The organism is Mycobacterium sp. 141, from assembly GCF_000382405.1.
Classification (GTDB): Bacteria; Actinomycetota; Actinomycetes; order Mycobacteriales; family Mycobacteriaceae; genus Mycobacterium.
Window position 1 is genome coordinate 1 of record NZ_KB908261.1, and the last position, 13227, is coordinate 13227.

Genomic DNA, 13227 nt, shown 5'->3' on the forward strand with positions numbered 1-13227 from the left:
GCCGACGCATCATCACCATCGCGGCCCGCCTGGCCCGACCCCAACGCAGGCCCATCTTGCACCTACCAACGCACTGGCCGTGGGCACAGCAGTGGCTCACATTGTGGCGCAACACCATCGGCTACAGCCCACCCCCGACCACCACCACCTGACCACCCGCCGCAAGGGCCCGACCGGAGCACACAGGAAAAGCTGGACAGACCAGCGGTTACAGGCTGCACACACCCGCAAGCCCGGCAAAATCACCCCCGAAACACCTCAACAAGGTCGATCCACGGATTGAGGCTAAAGCCACCCGAACCGACCCGAACGCCAACGCCGTCACCGCCCTGATCACGGCTCTACGCGATGCTCGTCTGACACCGCGAATCCTCACTCCGGACTCGCTGCTCTCAATCCCCGAAGCGGCCAGCGAGTTGAGGATCTGTAGATCGAATTTCTACCAGCTCATGTCCCGGGGTGAGATCCGAACGCTGAAGCTTGGGAGTCGCACGCTGATCCAATACAAGGAGATCGTCAGGTTCATCGATGAGTTGAACGGTGCGGGCTCATGGGTACGCCGGGCCCTCTGACCCCCGACTCGTTGTTGACCCTTCCGGAGGCGCGGGCCCTGCTGCGCATTGGCAACACCCATCTCTACAAACTGATCGGGCAGGGGAGGATCTGGACCTTGAAGCTCGGATCGCGAACCCTGGTTCCGTACAGGGAGATTCTGCGTCTCATTCGCGAGGCACTGGAAGAGGACCCGCGGTGAGAGCGACCGAGTTACCGACCTGATCCGTCACCAGCACCGTGCCCGATAGCTGGCGAACCTCAATCCCGGCGGCGGTGAGTCTCTCAACTGCGGCGTCCAGGTCCTCGACGGCGAACTCCAACTGCACTCGACTCGGAGGCCTGTCCTCGGACGCCGGCCGCAACTCCAACACGGCCCCGTCGGCCAGCGTTGCGGACACGCCGGAGCCGAAACATACTGCTACACAACATCTATTCTCTAGAAATGAGAATGAGCGATGATGAATAGCCCACCAACATAGATTTGCTACACCTGCAAAGCACTGTGCCCCATCCCGAATCGGACAGGGGCACAGATCATCTCGCCTCGACTCCGCAGTTACGGCCCACCGAGGAGCTGGTACTGGGTCCAACTCCCGTCCTTCCACCGCAAGTACACTCCGGTTCTATCGCGCGTCCCGCAGGGAAGTCCATCGGGTGCGTCCTGCACCGCGGCGGCGATTGGGTAGTCGAACGGGAACATCGACTCGATCACGCAGTAGTGCGGTGCAGGCGGGTTGTGGAGATGGCCCGCTCGTAGTCGCGGCCGTGAAGTTTCAGGAACTCGGGCTGCGCTGACCACCAGTCGAAGACGCCGTAGCGCTGCCACATGGTGTACTGCCCCGACAGCGCGGCGAGCACCGCCAGCACCGCGGCGGTGATCAGGATGCGTTTGCGGCGGCGCACCCACATCTGCGTCGGCAGTCCTGCCTGAGTGTCAGTCGTCGGCCGTACCCGCCCGCGGAAACACCAGCGCCCTGTCCGTCACCCGAATCAGCACACGTTGGATGGATCGCAGCAGAGCGAGGGCTTCGGGATCCCGGAACGGGCTGACCAGCTCGAACTCCACTCCCGCACCGAACATGTCGCTGGCCCAACTGATCTCGGCCAGAAACTGGATCCGCGACCAATCCAGCGTCGACAGGTCCGGCTCGTCAAGACCGAGCTGCTCGCAGAACCGGTCCACATCCGCGTCGAAGTCCGCCCTGTCGGCGTAACCGAGCACTTCCACCGGCGGCAGGTGACCGGAGGCGACACCGCCCCACATCTGCAACGCGGTGACCAGGAACTGCTTCTGCTCCCCCGACAGCACCGGACCGGCCTCCATCTCGCGGCGCATCTGCTCCACATGGTCGGACACTGCGGCGGCCATGTCATCGTCGGTGGCCCCGATGTGTGCGAGGAATGCGCCCTCCACGGACTCGGAGAGCGTGCCGAACCCCGGACCGAGCCGCATCCGCGGTCCCGCACCGGCCGCGTCGATCTGCTCGACGAGCAAGCCCTGATCCGGTTCGGTCGAACCTCGCACGAAGGTGTGATAGCGCACCCATAGCAGCTGGTTATCCGCCGTGATGTAGCCGCTGGCGCGCACCCCGAACACTCCGGGCAGCTTCGGCAGCACCATCGCGTCGACGCGGATACCGTCGGCGTGCCACTCCCGAAGACCCTTGCCCGCGCCTGCCATCAACAGGTCGGAGTCCAGCTCGCCGGTGAACCGGAATGCACTCAGCGTCTGCAACCCCGACCACCCGGGGTGCCCCTCCACCGTGGTCGCTACGACACGCAGCGGAGTCGCAGCACCGTCGGCGACCGCTAACGTCTCCCATCCGTCCGGGACCGGGGTGTCGGTCAGCCACGACGCCTCCACGGCCGGCAGCGGCGTCCACCCGTCGACCTGGCCCGCGATCAGATCGAGCAGCGAGGACTCGACCAGCACGCGACCCCACGGAGACTCGTCACCGTGACTGTTCCTGAACGCCGTGGTGTCACTCATCGGCTCATCAACCCCGTCCCAGGTTCCTGCATCCGCAACTCCTTCATATCGATCAGACTCACCCCGGCGACAACAGCAACAGCCCCAGTATCGCGGCGAGGCTCAGACCGCCCGCTGCCGCCGCGGGTGCGCTCACCTGCCCCGGGTTCAGATCCCCACCCAGGCTCGGCGGAGCCAGCGGGGTGTTCGGAAAGACCGACGGCCCCACCGGTGACACCGGCATGGGAGGAGGCGAGGGGTTCGCCAACCACGGCGGAAGCCTGCTCGGATCGGCGGGCAACGGAGGTATCGCGACGGGCGCGTGCGGGGCGGGTGCCGGTACGGGGTTCTCCACCGGGTGTGGCACCGTCGGCGGAAGGTTCGGCGGCGCGCTGATCACGGGAGCAGCTCCGGCGCCGCCGATCAGTCGCAGGAATTCGTCAAATCCCTTGACCGGCCGGTACACCGTGCCTTGATCCCCAGTCAGTGGGTCGTGGATCACGATGATCCCGTCTTTGTAGATCGCCGTCGACGACCGGCCCGGTATCGCACCCACATGCAGCGATGGATCCGTTCGAGGATCCCCGGTGAGCATGTCGTGCACAACCTTGGCGAGATCGTCCTGCGTCATCCCATTCCAGTCACTGAGGTGATCCCTCCACGCGTGCCCGTAGGCGATGTGTTGGGCATCCTCCATCACCTGGTCCCGACTCCACCCACCCGGAGGCTGGGGCGCACCAGGTCCGGAAGGAGGTGGGTCCAGCTTGAAATGGTTGTCCACCAGCTGTACGCGGTCGGGTTCGGCGCCGTGATCGTCCTCGCCTTCGAACCGGATCCCTTCCAGCTCACCGGCCTTCGCGTGCAGGCGCTCACCGACAAGGCTGTCGGTTTGCACGAGCTGCTCGGCGGTCCAGCGGATGTTCTCAGCGTGAACCGAGGCGGCGGTGTAGCGCGCCTGCGCGTTGGCGAGGTCGACCTTGCGGGTGTCCTTGACCGACAGGTCTTCACCGACGCGGAACCCGTTGTCCTCGGCCTCGGTGATGGCCTCCACGGCTTTGCGCTGCGCCGCCTGGATGTCCTGGGCACCGTTCTCAGCCAGGGTGGCCGCCTCACGCAGGACCGTGCCGTGACTGCCGACCACGCTGATGTCGTTGGTGACGCGATCGAGCGCGGCGTCTTTGGCGTCGCCCTCCCAGACGGTGCCGCCAGGGGCGGCAATGTTCTGACGGTGCTGCCCGAACAGGTCCTCGGAGGCGGTAGCCGCCTTCCTCCACGCGGCACCGGCGTTGGTGAGGTCCGTGGTCCTCCACGCCTCGATCTCCGAACGGGTAGGCAACCCCACAGTTGAACCGGCGGGGACAGCGCTCACACGGACACCGTGGAGACGACCCGTGCGCCGTCTCCGTCCGTGCCGTCGTACTGGCTGCTGCCGGTCGTCAGGGCCTCGGCCTGTCCGGTGATCCGCTGGGTTTGTCGCGTCTGCAGGGAGACGAGCGCGGCGTTCACCGCGGCGATACCTGCGCTGCTGGGCTTCGAGCCCGTCGCGGCGTCGAACCCTCCGTTGGTGAAGGCCGCAGACGCGGCCGAAGTGCTGTTCGCAGCGGCCAGCCGAAGCCCAGCCGCATCCACATGAAGTTCGTTTGCCATGCCAATCCCCCAACCGGCGAAATCCCTCATCGTGAGCCTAACTCAGGATTTGCACCCGGACCGGCGTGAGAGTGACCGCAGGAGCGGGTCACGTCTACCTGCCTGGGTACAGCACCGCAGCGGCTTCGGCGAAGTCGGCGAGCAGCGTGTCTTCACGTGCCTGCTGCACCTGGACCGCCCACCGCTCCCCGGTGGACCGAGGTGTACCTGGCCCGGGAGCGGGCGTGGTGGCGGCTGCTACGGGCTGCCGGTGCGGTATCGCCGGACTCCCTTAGTCGTCGTCCTCTGGCAGCTCGCTGATTACGTGCAGGTAGGTGATCCCACCCTGGTTCCCGCCGTTGGTCTTTCGATGCGCGCCGACTGCCGCCGCCACGGTCACCGAGCCGTCGTGGTGCACACTGGCCCACGCCTCCCACCACCACGAACCATCGCCGGTGGCGTTGTTAGGTGCGACCCAACGTCGCAAGCCCGGTCTTGGATTGAGGCGGTTGACGTTCTCGAGCGGATGCATGACGTTGCGGTTCGAGTAGCTGAGTGTGATGGGCTCGGCCTGCCTGAAGATCGCCTGTGCCTCTTCGCGAGTGGGGCGAACAAGCGCCCCGAGGATGCGCGGATGCGCGACGGCGATCAGCCAGGCCCGGTTCGCAGTGTCCCGACCCGCCGCGGCCTCGGCGTACAGCGCGTCGATCGCCGCGGTGGATCGGCGCTGTTCGTCGAACCGCGCCCGGTACATCGCCGCGATCTCACGTTCCTTCATCCACACGGTGTCGGCGCTGTTCCGTACCGGGGCACCGAAGTACTCATTCCTGTAGATCAGGTGCGGGCCCAGGACAACGACATCGTCCACGGTGAGCGTCAGCGTCACGAAGTCGTCAACGTGCTCCGCACGCACCGACGGCCAGATCTCCAACAGAACGCCGTCGCCCGCAATGGCGGCGGAACCCCAGACGATGAACGACGTGCCATCGGCTCCACTGCACTGCTTGGAAACGAGCATCCAGACGAGCTCCAACATGGTTCCTCCTTCGGTTTGGGGCTCCTCGGATGGATGACCCCTCACCTCTTAGGCCCCCGCAGAGCGCGTTTCACATGCCGCGCCACTAAACCGGGTCACACCGGTACCGGAACTCCTCCCATCGCAGACCACTCCGCGAGCGGGTCACCCGGCCCAGGCGTTGGCGATCGGTTCTCGTGGTCCTACCGGGTAGAACCCACAGCCGATCCACAGAATTGGGGTAGTCAACTACCCGTGCAGTTCTCGTACGTCGGACTTCTGATTGGTTTTGGACCCAATCGACAGGAGGACCGAATCGTGTTGCTTTCTCAGGAGTCCCAGTCCGAAACCCCACGGATAACCGAACCTTCCACATCACGTGCGCCAGCGGCTTGGCCGTCCGGACTCGTAGGAGTGACCGCCACGGGGCCGATCTACCGCACCACGGCCGAGATCGGTTACATCCCGTTGGGGTCCGCGCTGCACCTTCTCCAGGAACTCGCGCTGCGGATCGACCATCCCCGTGCTCGTGTCGTCTCTTCGCTCGCAGGCAGGGTTCAAGGAGAGGTGTCCCATAAGACCTGGATCCGTATGTCCGCTGCATTCACCGCTGGCTTGGCGGTAGCTCCGGTCGCGGTCCAGACGGCGGTGCTGCGCCAGGTCATTGCCGAAGTTCGAGCTTCTGGCAAGGTCGATGGGCTCGAACCGGTGCTCTGCGCGGCGATCAACGGTGTGTGGCCGTGGCTCCATCGGGAAGCTACCGACACCGTCATCGATTTCGCGCTGGCCAAACTCGCGGCCTCGGAGATCGCGCGGCGGCACACGGTGCCGGTTGTTGACCCGAACACGCGGACCGCGACGGTGTTCGGGCCTGGTGAGCTGAACAAGTTGGATTTGTCCGGCTGGCGCGCCGACCGAGCCATCCACAACGACGCATACCTGTCCGGAATCCCGGGACTCGGACCAACAGTCGGCGATATCACCGGCCGGTCACGCCCCGAGGACAGCATCGGCTGGGGATCCGGTGGTCTGAGTGCGTCCGACTTGATGGGCGACGGCCTCGGGCGCGGGCCAGCGGGCGTTCCGGGAGGACTACCGACCGTCAACGACCTACCCAGCGGCCACGGCCGGTCGAATGGAGCAGGACACCAGAGCCTCGACGACATCGCAGCCGGATGGCTCGGTGGCGGCCTGGGGCGCGGGCCAGCGGGCGTTCCGGGAGGACTACCGACCGTCAACGACCTCCCCGGCGGACGCGGCGCCGCCAGGACCCCAGGACGTCAGAGTCTTGACGACATCGCGAACGACTGGCTTCGCGGAACTGGGAGCGAGTGGGGACACGTCGGTCGGGAAATGGGTGGAGGCAGAGCGGGCGGCCTGATCAACGGCGGTTGGGGTGGTGGGACGCCGGGTGGGCCCTTCGGGCATCCTGGGCAGCTCGGCGTCGGGGCGGACGGTGTCAGCGATGCAACTGATCGGATCGTCAACGGCCTGATCGGCGTGGCTGCGGGAGTCGGCCTCGTCGTCAGTGGTCCGGCCACTGGTCCTGGCGCGCCAATCATGATCGGCGCAGGTTTCGTAGCCGTGGGCGCTGGTGCGTACTCAGTCGGTTTGGGAATCGGCGAACTCGTCCACGGCAGCCCGACAGTCGATAAGCCGTCGTCAACGAAGCCCAGCCAGGGCGGGCAGACCCCGAAGCCGACGGATGAGAAGCCCGCACCCAAGCCGAAGGACCCGCCTCCTCCCCCAGATGAGCTCCAGAAGGGCGACACGTACCCGGCCCCTGATCCCGGTGGCAACGCGCTTTGGGACGACGAGCACCCGGGCGGCCATCCCAACACTATCTGGGACGACAACGTGTCCGGTGGCGGCACTGGCCCGAACCGGATCTGGGATGATTCTCAGCCGGGTGGCGGTGTAGGCCCGACTCGCGTCGTCGCTGCAACTGTGGTGTCGGTACCCGCATTGGCCGGACCCGGTCTCCGTGCGGGAATCACCCAAGTGGGACCCGCAACTGTAGCGTTCTAATCCCCTCAGATGGCTCGGCTCTTCGAATCTGCAAGAGCCGAGTCGTCCTTGACCAACCGGCAACCATCAAGGCAGATCAAGCCGTATGGAAGCGGATATATCAAGAGCGTTTTCGGTCCGTGGGACGACGAGTAGTTCAGTGATGAGTGAGTCCCTTCATTGCATTTAGTGGGTGGCTTGGACCCGTGATTGCGACTCCGCTTGTGGGTGCGGTGGTGGCCATCACGGCCCCATGGATGACTGGTAAGGATACGTAATGAGGCGATGACTGGTCGTTGTGAGGACCCTGTTGCCTCCGCCGCTTGCGCAGATGCACCGTGGCCTCTCGTCAAGGTTGATATGGAGAGGCCGGTGGTCAGCGGCGTCCGCTTATGCAACCGAACGTGAGAACCTAGGAGGAGAGCGCCGCCGCCGAAAGAACCGTGAAGACGCCAACGACAATCATCACGGCAAACCCGTAGATAGCAAGCTTGCAGGCGTTGAACTTGCGTTCAGCAACTCCGGCTAGATCCACTACCTGTTGCCAAGCATCCGCCTCGATGCTGTTTTGTGCAGCATGCGCAACGAGCTGATCGGCGGTGGCGCCGACCAACGACGGCCAGGCGAAACGGTTCAGCTTGTTGTAAGGAACGACGCTGCGCGGTGCGATAGCACGCATCACCCAGAACAGAGTCCACAAGAACGAGATCACGGCTGCGACAGCGAGCCCCCCGACGACCAGCTTGGCCGGGCACGACGCACTAATCGCCTTTGCGACGGCACCTGCGCTGTTGGTGAACATTGTGACCACGACACCAAGGCCGGCGGCCAGAATGGTCACCTTGGTGTCAGCGAAGCGCACCCAACCCGCTATCTCGGTGATCGCTGCGAGACTGCCACTGGTTTCTGGGGCCACCGGCGTTGGATTACCGCGCACTGGTCCCTTCCTAGGCCACAACGGTCTCGACACCTTCGACCGGCCAGCATCGCGTGAAGCGCCATTCGGAATACGCCGCCAACCAGTGCGCTGCCCAGGCAGTAACAGTTGCCGCGGTGTGCTCGGCGGGATCCCACTCGCTAACGTCCGCGACGCAGAGGTTACCGCTGGTGAACAAGTGCGGCGGCTTCTGCCAACGACGGCCGGCGTTGACTCCCAGTCGATGATTGACCACCACTACCCGTGGCAAGCCTTGATCGCGGCGGGTGATGATGAGCACGTCGAACTTGCCTCGCCCCGTGTCGATGACCCCTCCCCAGGTTGGACAAAGTTCGCCTTTTGCAGGGAGGTACACAAAGCCGGGAAAGGATTTTTCCATAGCTTCGACGTGGCGGCTGATCACCGCTTCGTCATCCCACCACTCGGTTTCGGACACGGCCTTTTCATCTTCAGCTTCGTCACCGCCGTGGAAGTGGTGCGGGGTTACCGCTGTCACCACGCCGTAAGTGGAGTGAACGGGGCCAGTAGTGGTAATTGCCACGTCGTCGAAGACGATCTGGCCGCCCACCGTCACGAACCTAGGCGTTCGCACACCGTGATGCCGAAGAAGTGCCGCGATAGTCACCAGGACCTCCCGCTCATTTGATTGATATCTGGGCGGTCGGATGGCCGCTGATCTGCTCGAACGTGCCAGGTAAATACGGCAGCGTTTTGCGCCAGTGGTAGTCGTAAAAGCGGTAGTAGCGGACCTCATAGTCGCGCTGGTACTTCTTCGGAGAATCCTTGTGCTCGACCAACGTCGGTGCGCCCGGCAGTATTTGCTGCAGTCCCTCTCCTGCGACGATCTCCCATGAGTTCGCCTTCTTTTCACACTTGGCAGCGAAGTTGGCCGGAAAGCCGATTACGTTGACCTCGTTGTGATCTCGACTTCCGGATCGAACAAATGTGAGCCGACCGTAGTCGACGCCCGCCCGCGCCTGGACCCGTTCGACTCCTGCCGCCTTCAGCCTTGGGTTCAAGCCTTCCTGGACGGCCTGCAACCCAAATGCGCACGCAGACAGCGCCATAACTGCATCGAGTTCGGAATCCCCAGGACCGAACCCCGCGAAGAGCCCGTCACCACGCAGGCCAAGTGGATACCCGCCAGCGGCGGTGACTACCTTAACGAAGCCGGTAAGCACTGCATCCGCAAGATCAACAACCTCAGCTTCATCGTCCCAGAAGCTTCGCCCAGTGAAATCTGTCAGATCGAGAAACAACACCGCCAGCGACGCGGACCGCCGCTCGCCCACCTGCAGCTCCTCGAACGCGGGGTGCCCCAACGCCTTGGTCTCCAGCGACGGACCGGCCGAGGCCACTATCGATCGCTCACTTACCGCACGGCGACGCCGGTAATCGTCCATGACTGCATCACCGAATTGATCGGCCGACATACCAACCATTGGCTAGGTCACCGCCCTTTCCTCACACCCCTCTGATTCCTCACACCCCTCTGACGACATGGGCACACGTTGACCCAGTTGGGAAGTCACCCATCCAGCATGGCCGGCCGCACCGACAAGTTGCGGCTAGCTACAGGCCTGTCGCGAATGCGTTCGCGACAGGTTTACATCGATAAATAGAAGTAGACGTAGGAAAACAGGCGCTAATCCGCGATATGGCTGGGACCGCACCCGCCTCGACATCACCGAAGGCACCCAGATCTGGACCGAGCACGGCATCCTGGCCCACGCCCTAGCTACGAAGCGCTCACAACATGCAGCTGACGCAGCCCTCGACTTCGGTGCCCTCCAAAGCCATCTGACGCAGCCGGATGTAGTACAGCGTCTTGATGCCCTGGCGCCAGGCGTAGATCTGCGCCTTGTTGACGTCGCGCGTGGTGGCGGTGTCCTTGAAGAACAACGTCAGGCTCAACCCCTGGTCCACGTGTTGGGTGGCCGCAGCATAGGTGTCGATGATTTTCTCGTACCCAATCTCATACGCGTCCTGGTAGTACTCCAGATTGTCGTTGGTCAGGTACGGCGCCGGGTAGTACACCCGGCCGATCTTGCCTTCCTTGCGGATCTCGATCTTGCTGGCCACCGGGTGAATCGACGACGTCGAGTGGTTGATGTAGGAGATCGATCCGGTCGGCGGGACGGCCTGCAGGTTCTGGTTGTAGATGCCGTGGGCCTGTACCGACTCCTTCAGCGAGCGCCAATCATCCTGTGTCGGAACGTGAATCCCGGCGTCGGCGAAGATCTGCCGGACCTTGTCGGTTTTCGGTTCCCACACCTGCTCGGTGTACTTGTCGAAGAACTCACCCGACGCGTATTTCGACTTCTCGAATCCACCGAAGCGCGTATCGCGTTCGATGGCAATGAGATTCGACGCGCGCAGGGCGTGGAACAGCACCGTGTAGAAGTAGATGTTGGTGAAGTCGACGCCCTCTTCGGACCCGTAGAAGATACGCTCGCGGGCCAGGTACCCGTGCAGGTTCATCTGCCCTAAACCGATCGCGTGCGAGCTGTTGTTGCCCTGCTCGATCGACGGTACCGACCAAATATGGGTCTGATCGCTCACCGCGGTCAGTGCCCGGATCGCGACCTCGATACTCTGTGCGAAGTCCGGCGAGTCCATGGTCTTCGCGATGTTGAGCGAGCCGAGGTTGCACGAAATGTCCTTGCCCACCTGGGCGTAGGACAGGTCGTCGTTGAACACCGACGGCGTCGACACCTGCAGGATCTCCGAGCACAGGTTGCTGTGGGTGATCTTGCCGTCGATGGGATTGGCCCGGTTCACCGTGTCCTCGAACATGATGTACGGGTAACCCGATTCGAACTGCAGCTCGGCCAGCGTCTGGAAGAACTCGCGCGCCTTGATCTTGGTCTTGCGGATCTGCGCGTTGTCGACCATCTCGTAGTACTTTTCGGTCACCGAGATGTCGGCGAACGGCAGGCCGTACACGCGCTCGACGTCGTACGGCGAGAACAGGTACATGTCCTCGTTCTTCTTCGCCAACTCGAACGTGATGTCCGGGATCACGACGCCCAACGACAGCGTTTTGATCCGGATCTTCTCGTCGGCGTTCTCGCGCTTGGTGTCGAGGAATCGGTAGATGTCGGGGTGATGAGCATGCAGGTACACCGCACCGGCACCTTGACGGGCCCCGAGCTGGTTGGCGTAGGAGAAGGAATCCTCCAGCAACTTCATGATGGGGATGACGCCCGAGGACTGGTTCTCGATGTTCTTGATCGGCGCGCCGTGCTCACGAATATTGGAGAGCAGCAACGCAACTCCGCCGCCACGCTTGGACAGCTGCAACGCCGAATTGATGGAGCGCCCGATGGACTCCATGTTGTCCTCGATGCGAAGCAGGAAACATGAGACCGGCTCACCGCGCTGCTTCTTGCCCGAGTTGAGGAATGTCGGGGTGGCCGGCTGGAAGCGGCCGTCGATGATCTCGTCGACCAGTTTCTCGGCCAACTCGGTGTCACCGGCCGCAAGTGTCAGCGCGACCATGACGACGCGGTCCTCGAACCGTTCCAGGTAGCGCTTGCCGTCGAAGGTCTTCAGCGTATAGCTCGTGTAGTACTTGAATGCGCCCAGAAAGGTCGGGAACCGGAACTTCTTGGCGTAGGCCCGATCCAGCAGCTCCTTGACGAAGTTGCGGCTGTACTGGTCGAGCACATCGCGCTCGTAGTAATTCTTCTGGATCAGGTAGTCGAGCTTTTCGTCCTGGTTGTGGAAGAAGACCGTGTTCTGGTTGACGTGCTGCAGGAAGTACTCGCGCGCCGCTTGCACATCCTTGTCGAACTGAATCTTGCCGTCTTTGTCGTACAGATTCAGCATCGCGTTGAGGGCGTGGTAGTCCGTCTCCCCCGGAAGCGCGTGCGTGCTGTCGGTTACAGGCTCTGCAGCTGTGACGGTTGGTGGCACGTCCGTTCCTTCCAGAAGTCTTCCAACCCCGCGCGGACGGCTTCCACGTCGTCGGGGGTACCCATGAGTTCGAAGCGATACAGGTACGGCACGTCGCACTTACGCGAGACCACATTGCCCGCGTAGGCGAACTCCGCACCGAAGTTGTTGTTGCCCGCGGCGATGACGCCGCGGATCAACGATCGATTGTGTTCATTGTTGAGGAACGCGATGACCTGCTTGGGCACGTAGCCACCGTTGTTGATGTCCGGGGTGGCACGGCCTCCGCCATAGGTGGGCAGGATCAGGACGAACGGCTCGTCCACCTCGATGCGGCCGTGCAGTGGGATGCGGGTGGCAGGTATACCCAGCTTCTCGACGAAACGGTGAGTGTTTTCCGAGACGCTGGAGAAGTAGACGAGATTGGTCATTCCGGCCCGATCCTTCCCCGTAGTTACTGCCTTCGCTAGGCGCTGACCGCTGCGCCGCTGAGCGCCTTGATCCGGTCTGGACGGAAGCCCGACCAGTGCTCGTTGCCGGCCACGACGACGGGCGCCTGCAGGTAACCAAGAGCCATCACGTAATCGCGGGCTTCACTGTCGAGCGTGATGTCGACCTTGTCGTAAGTGATGCCCAGCTTGTCCAGCGCCTTGTAGGTGGCGTTGCACTGCACGCATGCGGGCTTGGTGTACACGGTGACGGTCATCTGCGGTACGGCTCCTCTTGCGGTAAGTGAGACATCTGAACCCGGACTGGCAACTTGGCCGGATCACGGTGCTCGCTAAACTTCAGCGACCTCCAGCCCCCCGTAATTCCTGGCCCCAGAGGCCGCTTTCCGGCCGGTTCTGAAACCGACTCCGCCGGACTCGCTGCGCTCCGGCGGGCTCCCGAACTGTAGTGGCCTGTCGGTGTCACAGACACTACACCTAGTGGCCGACCATCCGAAGCCATACAACATGTTCTGAATAACATTTTTGAAATTCCCAGGTCGTAAGCTCACCGCAAGCCACGCACCCGGCGTGTCGCAAGCAGTCGCAGGGCCCGTGTCGCACTATCTCTATTGGTGTATCACCACCCACCGACAAGTACGGCCGACCTAGCACATCAAGATCACCGGTAGCAAACGCACTGCACGCGATCGGCGGTCATGCCGCGCCCGCCCCGACGAACCGATCAGAAGCTGGGCCGGACCGCGATACCACCCGCTAGATCTGGCCGGCA

Annotated in this window: 15 protein-coding genes and 1 pseudogene; 4 read left to right on the plus strand and 12 right to left on the minus strand. The window is 63.2% G+C overall.

Annotation, left to right across the window (positions count from 1 at the left end; genetic code table 11):
* The 3 genes and pseudogenes from H276_RS24645 to H276_RS22895 form a co-directional block, all read left to right on the plus strand.
* Positions 1–152: pseudogene (locus tag H276_RS24645) on the plus strand (IS1380 family transposase); the annotation flags it as partial.
* A gap of 243 nt (positions 153–395) precedes the next feature.
* Complete coding sequence (locus H276_RS24065) at positions 396–572, plus strand: helix-turn-helix domain-containing protein (protein ID WP_255327476.1); 177 nt, start codon at positions 396–398, stop codon at positions 570–572.
* Positions 551–754: a helix-turn-helix domain-containing protein gene (locus tag H276_RS22895; protein WP_019971500.1), complete on the plus strand. Its 204-nt coding sequence runs from the start codon at positions 551–553 to the stop codon at positions 752–754. Before H276_RS24065 ends, H276_RS22895 begins: the two co-directional genes overlap by 22 nt.
* Here H276_RS22895 and H276_RS25020 read toward each other — a convergent pair.
* The 6 genes from H276_RS25020 to H276_RS22905 all read right to left on the minus strand — a co-directional run bounded on the left by H276_RS25020 (position 720) and on the right by H276_RS22905 (position 5186).
* Entirely contained in the window at positions 720–953 is a 234-nt protein-coding gene (locus H276_RS25020) for a VOC family protein (RefSeq protein ID WP_196807903.1), read from the minus strand. The genes H276_RS22895 and H276_RS25020 overlap by 35 nt on opposite strands.
* 310 nt (positions 954–1263) lie before the next feature.
* Positions 1264–1458: a hypothetical protein gene (locus tag H276_RS0111725; protein WP_155943058.1), complete on the minus strand. Its 195-nt coding sequence runs from the start codon at positions 1456–1458 to the stop codon at positions 1264–1266.
* Between the two features lie 31 nt (positions 1459–1489).
* On the minus strand, positions 1490–2545 hold the full coding sequence (locus H276_RS0111730) for a hypothetical protein (RefSeq protein WP_019971503.1): 1056 nt from the start codon (positions 2543–2545) through the stop codon (positions 1490–1492).
* A 58-nt stretch (positions 2546–2603) separates the two neighbouring features.
* Positions 2604–3893, minus strand: a complete 1290-nt coding sequence (locus tag H276_RS25025) for a hypothetical protein (protein ID WP_196807899.1) — start codon at positions 3891–3893, stop codon at positions 2604–2606.
* Positions 3890–4171, minus strand: coding sequence for a hypothetical protein (locus H276_RS0111740; RefSeq protein WP_019971504.1), 282 nt, complete (start codon positions 4169–4171; stop codon positions 3890–3892). Before H276_RS0111740 ends, H276_RS25025 begins: the two co-directional genes overlap by 4 nt.
* A 271-nt stretch (positions 4172–4442) precedes the next feature.
* The gene (locus tag H276_RS22905) at positions 4443–5186 is read right to left on the minus strand and encodes a hypothetical protein (protein WP_019971505.1); all 744 of its coding nucleotides are present in this window, start codon (positions 5184–5186) and stop codon (positions 4443–4445) included.
* 393 nt (positions 5187–5579) lie between these two features.
* Here H276_RS22905 and H276_RS0111750 point away from each other — a divergent pair, with 393 nt between their 5' ends.
* Positions 5580–7193 carry a hypothetical protein gene (locus tag H276_RS0111750; RefSeq protein ID WP_019971506.1) on the plus strand — a complete coding sequence of 538 codons (1614 nt, stop codon included), beginning with the start codon at positions 5580–5582 and terminating at the stop codon, positions 7191–7193.
* A 391-nt stretch (positions 7194–7584) separates the two neighbouring features.
* Here H276_RS0111750 and H276_RS0111755 read toward each other — a convergent pair whose 3' ends face one another.
* The 6 genes from H276_RS0111755 to nrdH all read right to left on the minus strand — a co-directional run bounded on the left by H276_RS0111755 (position 7585) and on the right by nrdH (position 12712).
* A complete protein-coding gene (locus H276_RS0111755; protein WP_155943059.1) occupies positions 7585–8088 on the minus strand; it encodes a hypothetical protein in 504 nt (167 codons plus the stop codon).
* 31 nt (positions 8089–8119) lie between these two features.
* A complete protein-coding gene (locus H276_RS0111760; protein ID WP_231376660.1) occupies positions 8120–8677 on the minus strand; it encodes a hypothetical protein in 558 nt (185 codons plus the stop codon).
* Positions 8678–8747: 70 nt separating this feature from the next.
* A complete protein-coding gene (locus H276_RS0111765; RefSeq protein ID WP_019971509.1) occupies positions 8748–9542 on the minus strand; it encodes an adenylate/guanylate cyclase domain-containing protein in 795 nt (264 codons plus the stop codon).
* 316 nt (positions 9543–9858) lie between these two features.
* On the minus strand, positions 9859–12027 hold the full coding sequence (gene nrdE, locus H276_RS0111770; protein WP_026356885.1) for a class 1b ribonucleoside-diphosphate reductase subunit alpha: 2169 nt from the start codon (positions 12025–12027) through the stop codon (positions 9859–9861).
* Positions 11994–12437, minus strand: coding sequence for a class Ib ribonucleoside-diphosphate reductase assembly flavoprotein NrdI (nrdI, locus tag H276_RS0111775; protein WP_019971511.1), 444 nt, complete (start codon positions 12435–12437; stop codon positions 11994–11996). Before nrdI ends, nrdE begins: the two co-directional genes overlap by 34 nt.
* Positions 12438–12472: 35 nt before the next feature.
* Positions 12473–12712, minus strand: a complete 240-nt coding sequence (gene nrdH / locus H276_RS0111780) for a glutaredoxin-like protein NrdH (RefSeq protein WP_019971512.1) — start codon at positions 12710–12712, stop codon at positions 12473–12475.
* Between the last annotated feature and the right edge of the window lie 515 nt (positions 12713–13227).